General features: G+C 46.1%; 16 protein-coding genes. 12 read left to right on the top strand and 4 right to left on the bottom strand.

Annotated features, from left to right (window positions below):
* The first annotated feature begins 9 nt into the window (after positions 1-9).
* From AC0VYQ_RS14725 to AC0VYQ_RS14715, 3 genes are all read left to right on the top strand, one after another.
* Positions 10-573, top strand: a complete 564-nt coding sequence (locus AC0VYQ_RS14725; RefSeq protein WP_475403891.1) for a TetR/AcrR family transcriptional regulator — start codon at positions 10-12, stop codon at positions 571-573.
* A 38-nt stretch (positions 574-611) separates the two neighbouring features.
* Positions 612-3,755 carry an efflux RND transporter permease subunit gene (locus AC0VYQ_RS14720; RefSeq protein WP_475403890.1) on the top strand — a complete coding sequence of 1,048 codons (3,144 nt, stop codon included), beginning with the start codon at positions 612-614 and terminating at the stop codon, positions 3,753-3,755.
* 231 nt (positions 3,756-3,986) lie between these two features.
* On the top strand, positions 3,987-4,649 hold the full coding sequence (locus AC0VYQ_RS14715; RefSeq protein WP_475403889.1) for a C40 family peptidase: 663 nt from the start codon (positions 3,987-3,989) through the stop codon (positions 4,647-4,649).
* A 59-nt stretch (positions 4,650-4,708) separates the two neighbouring features.
* Here the strand turns inward: AC0VYQ_RS14715 and AC0VYQ_RS14710 are convergent, their stop codons facing one another.
* Both AC0VYQ_RS14710 and AC0VYQ_RS14705 read right to left on the bottom strand, forming a co-directional pair.
* Entirely contained in the window at positions 4,709-5,680 is a 972-nt protein-coding gene (locus AC0VYQ_RS14710) for a LacI family DNA-binding transcriptional regulator (RefSeq protein ID WP_475403888.1), read from the bottom strand.
* An 18-nt stretch (positions 5,681-5,698) separates the two neighbouring features.
* A complete protein-coding gene (locus tag AC0VYQ_RS14705; protein WP_475403887.1) occupies positions 5,699-5,953 on the bottom strand; it encodes a hypothetical protein in 255 nt (84 codons plus the stop codon).
* Positions 5,954-6,123: 170 nt separating this feature from the next.
* Here AC0VYQ_RS14705 and AC0VYQ_RS14700 point away from each other — a divergent pair, with 170 nt between their 5' ends.
* Both AC0VYQ_RS14700 and AC0VYQ_RS14695 read left to right on the top strand, forming a co-directional pair.
* Complete coding sequence (locus AC0VYQ_RS14700; protein ID WP_214893399.1) at positions 6,124-6,582, top strand: MarR family winged helix-turn-helix transcriptional regulator; 459 nt, start codon at positions 6,124-6,126, stop codon at positions 6,580-6,582.
* A 169-nt stretch (positions 6,583-6,751) separates the two neighbouring features.
* Positions 6,752-7,384 carry an NAD(P)H-dependent oxidoreductase gene (locus tag AC0VYQ_RS14695; protein WP_475403886.1) on the top strand — a complete coding sequence of 211 codons (633 nt, stop codon included), beginning with the start codon at positions 6,752-6,754 and terminating at the stop codon, positions 7,382-7,384.
* Between the two features lie 50 nt (positions 7,385-7,434).
* Here AC0VYQ_RS14695 and AC0VYQ_RS14690 read toward each other — a convergent pair whose 3' ends face one another.
* On the bottom strand, positions 7,435-8,157 hold the full coding sequence (locus tag AC0VYQ_RS14690) for a WecB/TagA/CpsF family glycosyltransferase (protein WP_214805283.1): 723 nt from the start codon (positions 8,155-8,157) through the stop codon (positions 7,435-7,437).
* Positions 8,158-8,238: 81 nt separating this feature from the next.
* Between AC0VYQ_RS14690 and AC0VYQ_RS14685 the strand changes: the two genes are divergently transcribed.
* The gene (locus AC0VYQ_RS14685) at positions 8,239-8,898 is read left to right on the top strand and encodes a uracil-DNA glycosylase (protein ID WP_475403885.1); all 660 of its coding nucleotides are present in this window, start codon (positions 8,239-8,241) and stop codon (positions 8,896-8,898) included.
* A gap of 157 nt (positions 8,899-9,055) precedes the next feature.
* Here AC0VYQ_RS14685 and AC0VYQ_RS14680 read toward each other — a convergent pair whose 3' ends face one another.
* On the bottom strand, positions 9,056-9,862 hold the full coding sequence (locus AC0VYQ_RS14680; RefSeq protein WP_214766381.1) for a Cof-type HAD-IIB family hydrolase: 807 nt from the start codon (positions 9,860-9,862) through the stop codon (positions 9,056-9,058).
* A gap of 126 nt (positions 9,863-9,988) precedes the next feature.
* Between AC0VYQ_RS14680 and AC0VYQ_RS14675 the strand changes: the two genes are divergently transcribed.
* The 6 genes from AC0VYQ_RS14675 (at position 9,989) to AC0VYQ_RS14650 (ending at position 15,789) form a co-directional block, all read left to right on the top strand.
* Complete coding sequence (locus tag AC0VYQ_RS14675) at positions 9,989-11,251, top strand: hypothetical protein (protein ID WP_475403884.1); 1,263 nt, start codon at positions 9,989-9,991, stop codon at positions 11,249-11,251.
* Between the two features lie 23 nt (positions 11,252-11,274).
* Entirely contained in the window at positions 11,275-11,967 is a 693-nt protein-coding gene (locus AC0VYQ_RS14670) for a response regulator transcription factor (protein WP_088838164.1), read from the top strand.
* Positions 11,964-13,349, top strand: coding sequence for a sensor histidine kinase (locus AC0VYQ_RS14665; RefSeq protein WP_088838163.1), 1,386 nt, complete (start codon positions 11,964-11,966; stop codon positions 13,347-13,349). The genes AC0VYQ_RS14670 and AC0VYQ_RS14665 overlap by 4 nt, the downstream gene beginning before the upstream one ends.
* Before the next feature lie 98 nt (positions 13,350-13,447).
* Positions 13,448-13,828 carry a DUF1499 domain-containing protein gene (locus tag AC0VYQ_RS14660; RefSeq protein WP_214893335.1) on the top strand — a complete coding sequence of 127 codons (381 nt, stop codon included), beginning with the start codon at positions 13,448-13,450 and terminating at the stop codon, positions 13,826-13,828.
* Entirely contained in the window at positions 13,825-15,252 is a 1,428-nt protein-coding gene (locus AC0VYQ_RS14655; RefSeq protein ID WP_029332004.1) for a dihydrolipoyl dehydrogenase family protein, read from the top strand. The genes AC0VYQ_RS14660 and AC0VYQ_RS14655 overlap by 4 nt, the downstream gene beginning before the upstream one ends.
* Positions 15,253-15,255: 3 nt before the next feature.
* Positions 15,256-15,789, top strand: coding sequence for a DUF420 domain-containing protein (locus tag AC0VYQ_RS14650; RefSeq protein ID WP_088838161.1), 534 nt, complete (start codon positions 15,256-15,258; stop codon positions 15,787-15,789).
* Positions 15,790-15,885 lie beyond the last annotated feature (96 nt).

Genomic DNA, 15,885 nt, shown 5'->3' with positions numbered 1-15,885 from the left:
AGGTAACATATGGTTAGTGCGAAAGCGTTAGAAACGAGACGACGAATCACTGACGCGACTGTTCAAGTCATGATGAGCCGTGGGTTTCCGCAATTGACGTTAGAAGAAGTCGCGAAACAAGCGAATGTTTCTAAGGGTGGCTTATTGTACCATTTTGCTTCTAAAGAAGAGCTGCTGATGGGTGTGATTGAAGAGCAAGAAGCCCGTCAGTTTAAGCAGTATCAAGAATATCTGGATCAAGGTTTAGGTCAGATGGAAGCGTTCGTCACGTTACAAGCGAATCACGAGGAAGAGTTTCACTTGGATATCGATACAGTCTTGTTTTTGTTATCGTTCTTGAAAGAAAATGAAGCGTTTGTCGAAGAACGAAAAAAGCAAGTTAATCAGTTCTTTAATCAATTGATGGAGAGCGCTGATCCGGTCGAAGCGATGATGATTCGATTCGTATTAGATGGATTGAAAATGTCGGAGCACTTTAAGTTCGCTCAGCCGTCAAAAGCAGAGCGTCAACAATTGGTCGAGCGTCTATTAAAGCGGGCGCGCGAAATCGACCAAGCTTCAGATAATGAGTAAACATGAAATAAAAAACAGAGAGAAGGCGAATAATTACCATGAAGCGTATCATTCAATTTTCAGTGAATAATAAATTTGCTCTTTGGTTGCTGACGATCATCATCACCGTCGCTGGGATTTATGCAGGAACGACGATGAAACTCGAAACGCTACCAGACATTACGACACCGACTGTTTCGGTAACGACGATTTATCCAGGGGCGACGCCTGAACAAGTCCTTGATGAAGTCAGTCGAGAACTCGAAAGTAAGGTCGAAAATCTAGGAGGCGTCGAGACGGTCCGATCGACATCTTTCCAAAACGCCTCAAATCTACAAATCGACTACAGCTTCAGTACGGATATGGATGAAGCAGAACAACAAGTCAAAGAAGCATTAGCAAATGTTGAATTACCAGAAGGCGCGCAAGAACCAAATGTCTCACGGATTTCATTCGATGCTTTCCCCGTTGTCGGTTTCGCAGTATCAGATGAAAAACGTTCGCTCTCCGAGTTGACGAAGCTCGTCGAGACAGAACTTCAACCGAAGCTTGAAGGAATCGAAGGCGCTCAAACGGTTCAAATCGCTGGGCAAGAGATTCGTCGGATTGAAATTCGATTCGATGATGAAAAGCTACAGCAATATGGATTGACAGAAGATAACGTCAAGCAACTGATTCAAGCGAATGATTCGCGTTTAGCACTCGGCTTATACGAGCTTGGTGATAAAGAGCAAGCTGTTGTGCTTGATGGAAAAGCTACGACGGTCACAGAATTAAAAAATCTTCGTTTGCCTTATACGCCGCAACAGGCAGCGAGCGATACACCGGCAGCTCCTTCACAAGCACCGACGACGCCTCAAGCGCCAACAGAAGGACAAGCGCCAACAGAAGGACAAGCGCCAACACCAACACAAGTCCCGACTGTTAAATTGTCTGAGCTCGCAAAAGTAGAAGATAAAGGAATCGAAGAATCGATTTCGCGGTCAAACGGTGAACGTTCAATCGGAATTCAAGTGACGAAATCACAGGATGCGAATACCGTCGATGTCGTCACTGCCGTCAAAGAAACGATTCAAGATTTTGAAAAAGAAAACGGATCGGTCAAAACGTCAGTCACACTCGACCAAGGAAAACCGATTGAAGAGTCTGTCTCAACGATGATCAGTAAAGCCTTGATTGGTGCATTATTTGCGATCATCATCATCCTTTTATTCTTACGCAACTTTAAATCGACAATCATCGCAGTCATTTCGATTCCGTTGTCGTTACTGATGGCGATTCTTGTCTTGAAACAGATGGACATCTCGTTGAACATCATGACACTTGGTGCGATGACGGTCGCAATCGGTCGTGTCGTCGATGATTCGATTGTCGTCATCGAAAATATTTACCGTCGCTTAACGGATCCCGGCGAAAAACTTAAAGGTAAAGCCTTAATCATCGATGCAACCCGTGAAGTGTTCATTCCGGTCGCATCATCGACAATCGTGACGATTGCTGTTTTCTTACCACTCGGGTTCGTAACAGGATTTGTTGGTGAATTGTTCCTGCCGTTCGCACTGACAGTTGTCTTTGCATTATTCGCATCGCTGATTGTTGCCGTAACAGTCGTACCGATGTTTGCTGACTCACTGTTCAAACGTGGGAAAGCACCGAAACCGGAAAAAGAAGATGGCGGGAAATTAGCGAGCTGGTACCGTGGCGTGTTGAACTGGTCCTTGAACCATAAATTAATCGTCTTCGGTCTTGCAGTCTTGATGCTTGTCGGAAGCTTTGCTCTCGTACCGGCGATTGGGGTCAACTTCTTGAATCAAGAGAGTGAAAAAACGTTTTATGTGACGTATAATCCGAAACCAGGTCAAACACTTGATGACTCGCTCGAGGCAGCGGATCAAGCAGAAGCTTATTTCGATAAACAAAAGAATATCGACAATCTCCAGTTCACAGTCGGAGGCGAAAATCCACTTAATCCGGGAAATACGAAACAAGCGGTCTTCATCGCCCAGTATGATCCAGATACAGAGGACTTCGCAGACGTGAAGCAACAGGCAGTGAAAGACTTGAATGAAGCCATCCCGACTGGAGAATGGAAAGAACAGGACTTCAGTGGTGGTGCCGGTTCATCGGGTGTTTCGTATTCAGTCTTCGCGAATTCAATCGAAGATCTAGAAACGATCACACCGAAGTTCGTTAAAGCAATAGAAGGTGAATCAAAATACGTTCGGAAGGTAACGACCGACTTAAAAGATTCATATACGCAGTACACGTTTGAAGTCGATCAACAAAAAGCTGCCGAGTTCGGTGTGTCGACAGCTCAGCTCGCGCAAGGAATCGCTAACGTGCAAGGTGTCGAAAAACCACTTTCTACTATAAAAGTAGATGGTAAAGAATTGGACGTCATCGTACCGAACGAACAAACGACGTACGACTCGATTGATGACTTAGAAGCAGCTGATATCACGACGCCGCTCGGTGTTAAAAAGTTATCTGATTTCGTTTCTGCCGAAAAAGGCACGACACCGGACTCGTTAAATGAACGAGACGGGAAACTCGTCACAACCGTGACAGCAGAACTGAAAACAGATAAAGCGACGGAAGCATCACAAGCAATTGACGATGCAGTCAAAAAAATTGACCTTCCGACAGGTGTTTCTTACAAAGTCGGCGGGGTGACGGAACAGATTCAAGAATCGTTCACACAACTTGGTCTTGCGATGGCAGCAGCAGTCGCGATCGTCTATCTCGTTCTTGTCGTGACATTCGGTGGAGCATTGACGCCGCTCGTCATCTTGTTCTCACTTCCGTTCGCAATCATCGGTGGTTTACTCGCCCTCTTGATTACTGGCGAAACGATCTCGGTTTCATCACTAATCGGAGCCTTGATGTTGATCGGAATCGTTGTCACGAATGCAATCGTCTTGATTGACCGTGTCATTCATAAGGAAAATGAAGGTCTGGCGACACGTGAGGCCCTGCTCGATGCAGCAGGCACACGACTTCGTCCTATCTTGATGACGGCACTCGCAACAATTGGTGCCTTATCACCACTCGCCCTCGGTCTAGAAGGAGGCGCGTTGATTTCGAAAGGACTTGGGGTCACGGTCATTGGTGGATTAACGAGTTCGACGTTACTCACACTTCTCATCGTCCCGATTGTCTATGAGTTCTTAGCACGTTTTCGGAAAAAGAAGTCAATCGATTAATTGATTTCAAACAAAAGTCTCTCTGAAACAGGAATTATAGAATGGCTTCATAAAGCCGTTCTATAACCTGTTTTTTTATTTTATTACAAAAGTATTACAGGAGGGTGTTCCTGTCAATAAACTGTAACACGAGCGATGGAATCAAAATGATAGGATAAAAACAGAAATTATCTGACAATTTAATTCGTTTTACATAACCGTCAACTTTACTTAGAAGGGGATTAGTAAAAGATGAAAGTATCGCTCTGGATCCGTTTATTTATACTCGTGACATTAGTCGTTAGCAGTTGGAGTGCCGTCCCACAAGCAACCAAAGCAGCATCGGCAAAAAAAGTAGTCGTCTCAGTCGATGTGTTGAATATCCGTTCGAAAGCCACGGTCAGTGGGAAGAAACTCGGTCAGCTGAAGCTCGGCCAGTCAGTCACTGTCACGAGCAAAACCTCAAACAACTGGTATCGGTTGCGTTATCAAGGTAAGACAGCGTACATCGCTGCGATGTACACGAAGAGCTACAATAAAAAAGCAACAGCGGGACTCTCAAAAACAGGTGCGACGATTGTATCTGTCGCTGAAGGATTGAAAGGACGTCCATATGTCTTTGGTGCAACAGGTCCGACGAGCTTTGATTGTTCTGGATTCACAAGTTACGTTTACCGTGCGCTCGGTAAATCTTTACCACGTACGGCAGCCTCACAATATGCAGCAACGAAACGGACGGCACCAGCAGCCGGAGATCTCGTGTTCTTCACGCATGGCAGTGGCATCCAGCACGTCGGTATTGCAGTCGATGGTTCGACGATGATCAATGCTAACTCGTATTATGGTCAAGTCGTCAAAGAATCATTCCGCGGTGGGTATTGGGGATCGCGTTACGTCGCGGCAGGAACTTTATAAGAACAAGACAAACACCCGCTCTTGTGCGAGACAAGAAGCGGGTGTTTTAGTTCTCATTCTCAATCAGCAAAGGGAAGCTGTTCCGCAGTATTCCCCATCCGAAGGGTTGCCGGGATTTCGATTTGTAACGGTTGATTCATGACATCACGCGTTACGAGCGAAAAAGCTTGTTGACCAATTAACGCATAAGGAATCGCGATCGTTGTCAAATCGAGCACTTCTGCGAGGTCACTGCCATCGAACCCGATAACAGATAGGTCCTCCGGGATACGGTACCCTCGTTTTTTGAGCGCGATGATCAGTCCGGCAGCGACGTGGTCACTCGTCGTCATGATAGCGGAAGGGCGCTGTTTCTGACTGAGCCAATGTTCGGCGACACGGGTGCCATCTTCAATCGTCAACGTTTGCTCATACACCCAATCATTCGAATTAGGTTCGACGAGGTCATGATAGGCTTGCTTGCGGGCGCGGCTATTCGTACTATCAGCCCGTCCAAGGCAAATACCAATCTGGTGGTGACCGAGTTGCTGGAGTGTCGTCAAGCCTTTACAAAACGCAGTGTAATGATTGATATAGACGGATGAGACATATTCATGCAACTCGCAAAAGACAATTGGACCGTATTGTTCGTACGAAAGAATTTCAGAGACGGCAAGACTGTGTGAGACGATGATTAAACCATCGACTTCACGTTGCGCAAGCGCGCGTAAAACAGTTCGTTCATGTTCTTCGAAATAGTTCGTTTGCCACGTTAAAAAACGATAGGCGTCCTCGAAGGCACTTTTAGCGATTCCTTGAAGAATCGCGGCATGATAGGGATGGTCGACGAACGGTAGCATGACGCCAATCGTTTTCGTCCGTCCAGTCGAGAGATGGACAGCTGTCTGATTTCTGATGTAGCCGAGCTTTAAAATGGCTTCTTTGACGGCACGACGCTTTTCTTCAGCGACATAAGGATGATCGTTGAGGACGCGTGAAACCGTCGTCACGGAAACGTTTGCTTCGTAAGCCAAGTCACGAATGTTCGTCATTCAAAATCCCTCCCATCCTTAGCTAGATAGTTGTTGTTCGAGTTGAATCCAGTGTTGCTTCGTGATCGGTCCGGACGACGGATCAGAGCGTTCGATTTGCTCCGTAATTCTTTCGAGAAGCTTCATTTTTTCAGCCGGTGTTAAATGGGGATATTGTTCAATCAAGGTATGTTTGCAAAGGTAATAACCGGTCGGCGTCCCGAGCTGCTCAATCGCAAGTTCGAAGGCGACGTTCCATTTGTAGAGACGTTTTAGTCGTGTATGAAGCGACATATAGAAGACCTCCTTAGTAGTGTATACCATGACGATAGACTATGGAACGCGTTCCACGGCAAGAACAATTTCAAGAGGAAGAAGGCATGGGAATTTCGACCGCAATTGACCAATGTAAAAAAGAGGACTATGATTATTTGCGAATCAAGATAAAGAGGGGCGAACGTAAAATGGAAGCGACAGATTCGAAACTAGCACTAAAATTGCTCGTAGTCTTATCGCGAACGATGCATGCTGTGACGGAACAAGTAAAAGCAGACATCAAGACCCATCAATTGAATCCTTCAGAGTTTGGTGTGCTTGAGTTGTTGTATCATAAAGGCGATACACCGCTCCAGCAAATCGGCGACAAGATTTTATTGACGAGTGGAAGTGTCACTTACGTAGTAGATAAACTTGAAAATCGTGGACTACTAGCACGAAAATCTTGCCCGACAGACCGTCGCGTCACATTCGGTACGTTGACTGAGGCAGGTCAAGCATTGATGGAAGAAACGTTCCCGAAACATGAAGCATTTTTGACGGACTTATTCAGCGACTTGACGGTTAGCGAAAAAGAACAATTGATCGATCAACTCAAACGAATCGGGTACCGGGCAGATAATTATACGCATTCTGAAAAAGCGTAATGCCAGCCGATCCATTCAATCTAGATGGAATGTCACCGAAAGGTGGGATTGCATCTTTTTTGTTTATCTTTGATCCGTTAATACTTTGAAATCAAACTAATTGACAAATGAAAATGATGTTGGTATGTTTAGTTACAGAAATTACTTTAAATAAAAAGGGGAAATAAAAATGACTAAATTACTTTATGTAACTGTAAACCCGAAATCTACGGAACACTCGTTCAGCCTTCAAACAGGTGAAGCGTTCCTTGAAAGCTATAAAGTAGCAAACCCGAATGCAGAAGTAGAAGTACTTAACCTCTACAGCGAAGACGTCCAAGAAATCGATACAGACGTATTAAGCGCATGGGGCAAATTCGCGACAGGCGAAGAGCTTTCAGAAGTTGAAATCGCTAAAGTCGGGACAATGACGAAACACCTCGAGCAGTTCATGGCAGCTGACGAGTATGTTTTCGTTACACCAATGTGGAACTTCTCATTCCCGGCACGACTCAAAATGTACATCGACAGCGTCCTTCTTGCTGGAAAAACATTTGCCTACACAGCTGAAGGTCCAAAAGGATTGATGGAAGGCAAAAAAGCACTCCACATCCAAGCAACAGGCGGCGTTTACACAGGTTCTGGTTTGAACTTCGGCGACGATTATCTCCGTCAAGCACTCGCATTCACAGGTGTGACTGAATATGACGCGCTCTTCATCGAAGGTATGGCGATGAACCCAGAAAAAGCAGAAGAAATCAAAGAAGAAGCAATCGCAAAAGCGAAAGAACTAGGTCGTTCGTTCTCAACGGTCAACGCGTAAGTTTCAAAAAATCCCTTCGTCCGAATGACTGGACGAAGGGATTTTTTTGATTAGATGTGTGATTTTTTACGTAGAACAAGCAATGCAAACAAAACGAGGTCCTTCAGTTTCTCGAAACCGCGAGGGTGTGTCGAAATACGGTAAAGCCATTCTAGTTTTAGTTTGCGGAACACTTTAGGGGCTCGTTTGCTATGACCGGACCAAACATCGAAGGCACCACCGACCCCGATGAAGATGCCGCGATCGACGAGATCATAAACGGAAGCAATCCATTGCTCCTGCTTGGGTGCTCCGAGCGCGACAAGGATTAAATCAGCCTGTGCAGAGCGAATGGCGTCAGCAGCTTCCTGATCCTTACCGAATCCATGAAACGTCCCGACGAACTGGATATTCGGAAAACGAATCGATAATTGTTTAATCAACGATTTCATGACTTCCGGGCGACCTCCGAGTAAGAAGACACGTTTGTGTAAATTGTCAGCCGTTCGCAACAATTCCCGTGCTGTTTCAATTCCAGGAAGCGTCGCCTGCAACGGGTTGCCTAGACGTTTACTGGCTGCAGTCACACCGATGCCGTCTGGTGTGATGAACGTCGCCCTCTTCAGGATGGCGTTGTATTCCGGATCACGCAAAGAGCGGAGAACGAGCTCAGGATTTGCCGTCACAAGAAAAGCTTTTTCATTGTCGTGTAAGACTGTTTTAATATGGGTATACCATGTCGATGGTGTGGCATTGACGAACGGTAACCCGAATAGTTCTGTTGTTTGAATCATTGTTAATCCACCTCATTTTCCATCATAGCAGAACCCATCTAAACAAACAGGGTCCTAAGACCGAAAAAGGAGTGAAGTTGTATGCATCCTGCTTGGCAAACGATTTTAAAAGAAGAAAAAGAAAAAGAATATTTTCAACAACTTTGGTCGTTCGTTCAATCGGCCTATCAAGAGACAACGGTTTATCCGGAGAAGGATCGGATTTTTCATGCGTTTGATGCGGTTGCACCGTCAGCCGTTCGATGCGTCATTTTAGGACAGGACCCTTATCATGGACCTAATCAAGCGAACGGATTAAGCTTTTCCGTGAACGACGGGGTCAAGATTCCACCGTCGTTACGAAACATGTATAAAGAACTTGTAACCGATTTAGGATGCACGCAACCAACGACTGGAAATCTCGAAAAGTGGTCGGATCAAGGGGTGTTCCTCTTGAATACATCGTTGACGGTCGAAGATGGGAAGGCCGGATCTCATGCTAAAAAGGGCTGGGAGGCCTTTACTGACCGAGTGATCGAAGTACTCAGTGCACAGGAGGAACCGATTGCGTTTATTCTTTGGGGAAATCATGCAAAAAGTAAGAAAGTATTAATTGATACCTCGCGTCATCTGATAGTGGAGTCGGTCCATCCGAGCCCGTTATCGGCGAACCGTGGTTTTTTGGGGAGTCGGCCTTACTCGCGTGTCAATCAGTGGCTCGAAGAACAAGGGCGCCAACCGATTGATTGGTGTATCTCATGAAACAGAAAATATCCTAAACAGGATTAGACGGTTGACAAACGAACAGGAAATTCTGTTTTGGGTAGGAGGTTCACTAAAAAAAGCCGAATGATTTCCCCCTTTTAAGTGCGGGAAGACATTCGGCTTTTTTGTAGTTAGCGCATCGTCATCTGAAAACTCAATCCATCATGAATTGTTCGATGACGAGTGCGATGCCGTCTTCATCGTTTGAAGCCGTCATATGCTGAGCACGCTCTTTGACGGTATCGGCAGCATTTGCCATCGCAACACCGAGGCCTGCCCATTCAATCATCGATAAGTCGTTGTTGCCGTCCCCGCAGGCGATGACGTCTGCTTGTTTAATACCGAGGTGACGAGCGAGAAGTTCCAAACTCGTACCTTTCGTCACACCAGCTTCTGTGAACTCAAGGAAGAAGGGTTTAGAACGTGCGACTGCGAGTTGACCCGCAAGTTCGACTTGGAGTTGTTGTTCGACTTCCGCTAAGCGTTGTTCTTCAGCAAGCATCAGACATTTGACGACCGGCTCTGTTACGGAAGCTTTAAAGTCCGGTACCGTAATGACGTCCATTCCCGTCAATTGACCTTCGAGCGTCGTATACTCGTTCGGTGTCTCCGTAAAAATTTCGTGACCGACGTACGTATGGATATAGATGCCTTCACGACGACTTAAATCGTAAAGCCCATGAACCGTTTCCGGGCTGAGTGTGCTCGAAAACAGTGATTCGTTTGTCTGACAGTTGATGATGGATGCACCGTTGAAACTAAGGATAAAACTTCCGTAACGTTCGAGTTCAAGTTCCTTCGCTAAATCAGTCATCGCATAAGTAGGTCGTCCGCTCGCGAGGACGACTTTTTTTCCGCGACGTTGTACGTCGAGTAGTGCCTGTTTCGTTTTTTTGGAAATCGTATGGTCGCTCGTCAACAATGTATCATCAAGATCGAGCACAATCATTTCGTAAGCCATTCAGTGTAAGCCCCTTTCAATTATCTGTTCTATCGTATCAAGTTGCCTCCTATTCGACAATATACTCTCCTTAGGAAGAGTATGATACAGTTTGATTAGAGCACGAATGGAAAGGATTCAACCACTATGAGATATGTTGCCATTATTTTATCGACCCTATATTTAGCAGGATGTGGCCTGAGCCTGCCGCACCCTGCGACCTTACTACAGCATCCGACCCTACCGAAATGGGAGACTGCATTAAAGGAAAAAATTGAGCACGACCTCCCGGAACGAGCAGAAATCATCGCCCCCCGAAACCAGTCGATATCACGGTTATATGAATTGATCGACCTGAATCAGGACGGTCATCAAGAAGCGGTCACCTTTTATCGGACTGAAGTGAACGGAGACTTCCAAATTCATTTATTGGTTCACGAGCGTAAACAAGAGAGTTGGTCATTAAAGGTACGACGACCGATTGCAGAAGGAAAGGCAATCGACCAACTGCATGTTGTGTTGAATCCGATGAAAACGTCTAATCAATTAGTGATTGGTATATCGAATCTTGAGACGAACACGGTTTATCTCTTAAAAAATCTCCTTCAACCAACGGCAGACATTACGAAGGTAGATACATACGATCGAGTCACGATTGCTGACTTAAATCAAGATCAGCAACAAGATATGCTTCTTTTGAAAAAAGGACGACCGGCAAAAGTGATGTACTACAAGGATGTGTTAAATCCATCTGACCGCCAAGCGATGTCTTTGACGACAAAAGAGGGTGACTTGTTCGCGGATCATGATTTGTTTGAAGTTGATTCGATTGATGTGTCTAAAAAAAGAGGATTGCTCATTTCCTTTACACGTGATGCCGCGATGCATGTGGCGCTGTTTCAACTGGACGAAGGTCGGCTTGTGCAGCATACATTCGGCGATCAAGCAGAAATCATCGAACCGATGTATACGTATCCGAAAGACGTCGATAAAGATGGAATCGTAGAGTTTGCACACCAGTACACACCAAAAAACAGCAGTGGTCCGATTGGTGAGGATAAACCGCGTATCACGGCCTATTACACATGGAACGGCTTGGACGTGGCGCCTTTTCTCGAATCGGGATTTGAACTCCGAGAAGAACAATACATCGATTTAGAATACAATTTCGTCATGCGCTTCCCGGCGCGCTGGGCGACGCGAGAGACGATTGATAAAAAAGATAATCGAATCCGCTTCATCAATCAGGAGACGAACGGAATCGATTTCGAAATCGAAGTGATTCCGAAAAATCAGTACATTGCCAGTCCGCAAAAAAAGAAAATCAAAGAAGGCATTGACTACGTTTATGTCGTGGATGTCACAAAATCATATGAAGAGTACGCAGCGAACGTAACGCTCGTCGAATAGAGTCGAAGTAGGAGGAAGCGAACATGACAAAAATATTAGTGGCTGAGGATGAACACGCGATTCGAAGTTTCATCGTCATTAATTTAAAACGGGCAGGGTATGAAGTGAGTGAAGCGGAAAATGGACGAGAAGCGTTAGAACAATTTAAACAAGAGACATTCGATATTATGTTACTCGATATCATGATGCCTGAAGTCGATGGATTTGCTGTATGCGAGCAAGCACGGGCGCAAGATGAAGTCGTCGGGATCATCATGTTGACAGCACGGACACGTGAGGAAGACAAAGTCATGGGGCTCAGTGTCGGGGCGGACGATTACATCGCGAAGCCGTTTAGCCCGGCCGAATTACTGGCTCGGATTCAATCGTTGTTACGACGCGTCGAAACGTTACGTCGTCGGAAGCAACCACGCGAGCTGATTTCAGGACCATTCCGGATTGATCTTGGCGCGAAACGTGTCCAAAAAGGAGGCGTCGATGTCGAAGTGACGCCGACAGAGTACGATTTACTTTGTCATTTCATTAAAAATGAAGATCAAGTCATGTCACGGGATGAATTGCTTGATGCCGTCTGGGGAGAAAACTATTTCGGCGATCGAAAAACCGTCGATGTCAACATTCGTCGTCTTCGTCAAAAAATTGAAGAAAACCCGGCTGAACCACAGTTTATCGAAACGTTGTGGGGACATGGCTACAAGTGGCGTAACGAAAAATGAAACGACAGATATTGATGCGGTTCATGACGATTATTACGGTGACCGTTCTGCTCGTCATCGGGATTTTATCGTTTGTGACCTATAACTATTATTATGTGACGGCGACAGACGTCTTGAAGCGGCATGCGAATGCGAGCGCTGTCCTATTCGCAAATAGTGGCTTGGCATATGACTACATGGATTCAGATGCGACGATTCATGACGTCCTCGATTCCTATGCGTATGAAGATGCTGAGATTGAGGTGCTGGATGCGAAGGGCGTCCCCCGCTATTCGTCGACCGGCTTCATCTCAAAACGAAAATTAGTGAACGAAGAGATTACACAACTCCAAGCTGGGGAAACAATAACGAAGCGTTATGATGATGCTGCAACGGATGAACATCTGCTTGAAGTGACAGAACCCGTCGTCTCGTTCGGACAGACGACAGGGGCGTTACGTTATACGACGTCACTCAATCAAATCGATCAACGGGTGATGGAGATTTGTTTAGCAATCCTTTTGCTCGGAATCCTCATTTGGGGGCTCGCCTATATTTATTCTTCCCGACTCGTCTCCTCGATCGTCCGACCGATTCAAGAAGTCATCGGGGCGTCAGATCAAATCGCGAAGCAACATTACGACGTTAAAGTGAATGAGGCCTACACGTTCGAACTGGGAGAACTTGCGCGGACGATCAACTACATGGGACAACAGATCAAGCAACAAGAAACGTTGAAAGATGAATTTATTTCTGGGATATCACATGAGTTACGGACACCGCTGACTTCAATCAAAGGATGGAGTGAGACATTGCTCGCAGAGAAAGAGCGTCTACCGGAAGAAGCCTCGCTCGGTATGGGCATCATCCACTCGGAGACGGAACGACTGATTTCACTCGTTGAACAGTTACTCGACTTTTCGAAGCTTGAGACGAGTCGCCTCGTCTTATACCGTCAGGAAGTCAACTTGACGGAAATCATCGAAGCCGTCACGGCCCAACTGCGTCAAAAGGTCGAAGAAAAAGAAGTCACCATCGTGCGGAAGTTACCAGCACAAGTCATCGGTCTCTACGACGAGAATCGACTGAAACAAGTCTTCTTGAACCTCTTAGATAATGCGATTCGCTTTTCACCCGTAGGTGGCGAAATTACAATCCGTCTCGTCCGTTCAGAACGCGTGCTCTTTTTATCCTTTAGTGACGAAGGACCAGGAATCCCGAAAGAACATTTACGTCATGTCACGGAGAAATTTTATCAAGTCCAAAAAGGAAAAGGTGGGACCGGGCTGGGTCTATCGATTTGCCGTGAACTCGTTGAAGCACATGAAGGAAAACTATTTATCGATAATCAACCAGAAGGTGGTGCTATCGCGACAATCTTGCTTCCGGTGACGAAAGCATAACGGGGGAGTCGAATGAGAAGCGCTTTCGAAATCGAACTGGTAAAGTAAAATGGGAATAGTATTTATTTTTTTCAAGAAATGAAACGGAGGAATCAGACATGGCACTTGGCGTCTCAAATGGAGCATTAAGTCCGCTAAACGGAAAACCGAACGCGGTATCGACACAAACGGATCAACAAGCGTTAAAGATGGACCCATTACCGTTCAAAGGTACGATGAAAGATTCGAAATTCCAAGTCATGCGGATTTTACAAAGTCTCGACCGAGTTAAAATCGTGAAAGAAACACCAGACTATATCCATGCTGTCTTCTCGAGTAAGTTTTTCCACTTCAAGGATGATGTCGAATTTTATTTGGATCAGTCGACTCATCTCGTCCATTTCCGGTCTGCCTCACGCGTCGGTTACTCCGACTGGGGCGTCAATCGAAAGCGGATGGAAGATATCGCTAACCGTTATCAGAAGGAGGAGACACAATGAAAAGTTATCAACTCGTCGTTATCGGTGGTGGAGCAGCAGGCATGACTATTGCAGCTGGTGCTGCAAGTCTTGGTGCGCACGTCGCTTTGATTGAACGTCATACGCATCTCGGTGGAGATTGTTTACACTACGGGTGTGTCCCGTCAAAAGCGTTGATTGAAGCAGCACACGATGTCTATGTCATGAAGCAGACTGCTGAAAAATATAATGTCACATTAAATGGTGACGCGGTCTACTCGAAAACGAAAGCAAGCGTCGACCGGGCACGAAACATCATTCAATCCCATGACGGAACAAAACGGTTCGAAGACTTAGGCGTAGATGTCTATATCGGTGAAGCGAGTTTCCTCAGTGCAAACGAAGTCGAGGTAGCAGGACAACTTGTTGTCGGGGAAAAATTTGCAATTTCGACAGGCTCGCAACCAATCATTCCGCCAATCGATGGTCTTGATACGGTTCCGTATTTGACGAACGAAACGATTTTTGAACAGACGGAGCGTCCGGAACGTCTGCTCGTCATCGGGGGCGGCGCAATCGGGATGGAGCTGTCACAAGCCTACGCGCATCTCGGAACAGAAGTGACGGTCATTGAAGGTGCAAAATCACTGATGCCGAAAGAAGATAAAGGCATGGTTGAAGTCTTGCAACGCCAAATTGAGCAAGAGCTTGTGTTGCATCTGAACACGACGGTGACGCAAGTTCGAAAAGCGTCAGGTGGGATTGAAGTCACGGTCGAAACGGATGGAGAATCACGTGTCATCGAAACGGATGCCGTACTCGTCGCTGTCGGACGTAAACCGCGGATTGAAGCCTTACGCCTCGATCGCGCCGGTGTTGATGTGCAAAAAGGGTACGTGCAAGTCGACGCATCACTTCGGACGAGTCAACGGCACATCTTTGCTGTCGGTGATACGATTCAATCGTTACCATTCACACACGTCGCAGGTCTTGAAGGTAAGACGGTCGTTACGAACGCCTTGTTCGGTTTACGGACGAAGCCCGATTACCGTGCCGTCCCGTGGGTCACATTCACGACGCCTGAGCTGTTCCATCTTGGATTGACCGAAGAAGAAGCACGCGAAAAATATGACGAAATCAAGGTTTATCAAACAGGCCTCGATGAAGTCGATCGTTTCGTCATCAATGGTCGGACAGAAGGACGCGTCAAATTGATTGCGAACAAACGTGGTAAACTAATTGGTGCTCATGCGATTGGGGAGCAAGCTGGCGAGTGGATGCAAGAAGTCGTTTATGCGATGGCTCGTAAAGATAAAGTCGGTCAATTGTCACGTGTCGTCCACCCGTATCCGATTCGTGGTGCGGCTGTGCAACGTGCGGCTGATCTTTACTGGCGTGAGCGTCTCTTTGATGGTCCATTGCCGAAATGGTTGAAACGATACTTTGACTGGAAACAAGGAGAATGATTCATGCAAGAACCTGCTAAACGGCGTAATTTTGTGCCGGTCGTCATTATTTTGACGCTCGTCATCAACTTACTTGTCGCCTTACTTTTTTTCGCGCCACCGCTTCAGGTGAGTGATGGCTTTGATTGGACGTTGTTACCGTTTTTCAATGCGATTTTTAACAGTTTTACGTTCATGCTCCTACTTGGAGCATGGATTTCGATTCGTCGTGGAAACCGGATCAATCACCGCCGTTTCATCGGTGGTGCCATGACGACGACGACACTCTTTTTAGTTTCTTACGTGACGTATCACGCCGTGAGTGAGTCGACGAAGTTTGGCGGCGAAGGATTCGTTCGCCCGGTCTATTTCTTTATTTTGATTTCGCATATCATTTTGGCAGCAGTCATTGTCCCGCTCGTCTTGATGTCGCTCGCACATGCGCTCAATCAAAATTTTGAGAAACATAAAAAATGGACACGTTTTACGATGCCGCTCTGGCTGTATGTCAGTCTGACGGGTGTCATCGTCTACATCATGATTCGTCCATATTACTAAAAATGAATGTTCGAGTTAAGTGGGTCTTCACGCAGCTTGTCTGTGTTTGGGGACTCACTTTTTTTGTTTCTCACTTAGTGCAATGTGAGTTGCTTC

The organism is Exiguobacterium sp. QJM3NY_9, assembly GCF_056173545.1.
The sequence above is the reverse complement of the archived record's forward strand: the minus strand, read 5'-3'. Positions and strand labels throughout refer to the sequence as shown.

Excerpts from the sequence above, each read along its gene's own strand:
- AC0VYQ_RS14725 (WP_475403891.1), top strand. The coding sequence starts at position 10 with ATGGTTAGTGCGAAAGCGTTAGAAACGAGACGACGAATCACTGACGCG.
- AC0VYQ_RS14720 (WP_475403890.1), top strand. The coding sequence starts at position 612 with ATGAAGCGTATCATTCAATTTTCAGTGAATAATAAATTTGCTCTTTGG.
- AC0VYQ_RS14715 (WP_475403889.1), top strand. The coding sequence starts at position 3,987 with ATGAAAGTATCGCTCTGGATCCGTTTATTTATACTCGTGACATTAGTC.
- AC0VYQ_RS14710 (WP_475403888.1), bottom strand. The coding sequence starts at position 5,680 with ATGACGAACATTCGTGACTTGGCTTACGAAGCAAACGTTTCCGTGACG.
- AC0VYQ_RS14705 (WP_475403887.1), bottom strand. The coding sequence starts at position 5,953 with ATGTCGCTTCATACACGACTAAAACGTCTCTACAAATGGAACGTCGCC.
- AC0VYQ_RS14700 (WP_214893399.1), top strand. The coding sequence starts at position 6,124 with ATGGAAGCGACAGATTCGAAACTAGCACTAAAATTGCTCGTAGTCTTA.
- AC0VYQ_RS14695 (WP_475403886.1), top strand. The coding sequence starts at position 6,752 with ATGACTAAATTACTTTATGTAACTGTAAACCCGAAATCTACGGAACAC.
- AC0VYQ_RS14690 (WP_214805283.1), bottom strand. The coding sequence starts at position 8,157 with ATGATTCAAACAACAGAACTATTCGGGTTACCGTTCGTCAATGCCACA.
- AC0VYQ_RS14685 (WP_475403885.1), top strand. The coding sequence starts at position 8,239 with ATGCATCCTGCTTGGCAAACGATTTTAAAAGAAGAAAAAGAAAAAGAA.
- AC0VYQ_RS14680 (WP_214766381.1), bottom strand. The coding sequence starts at position 9,862 with ATGGCTTACGAAATGATTGTGCTCGATCTTGATGATACATTGTTGACG.
- AC0VYQ_RS14675 (WP_475403884.1), top strand. The coding sequence starts at position 9,989 with ATGAGATATGTTGCCATTATTTTATCGACCCTATATTTAGCAGGATGT.
- AC0VYQ_RS14670 (WP_088838164.1), top strand. The coding sequence starts at position 11,275 with ATGACAAAAATATTAGTGGCTGAGGATGAACACGCGATTCGAAGTTTC.
- AC0VYQ_RS14665 (WP_088838163.1), top strand. The coding sequence starts at position 11,964 with ATGAAACGACAGATATTGATGCGGTTCATGACGATTATTACGGTGACC.
- AC0VYQ_RS14660 (WP_214893335.1), top strand. The coding sequence starts at position 13,448 with ATGGCACTTGGCGTCTCAAATGGAGCATTAAGTCCGCTAAACGGAAAA.
- AC0VYQ_RS14655 (WP_029332004.1), top strand. The coding sequence starts at position 13,825 with ATGAAAAGTTATCAACTCGTCGTTATCGGTGGTGGAGCAGCAGGCATG.
- AC0VYQ_RS14650 (WP_088838161.1), top strand. The coding sequence starts at position 15,256 with ATGCAAGAACCTGCTAAACGGCGTAATTTTGTGCCGGTCGTCATTATT.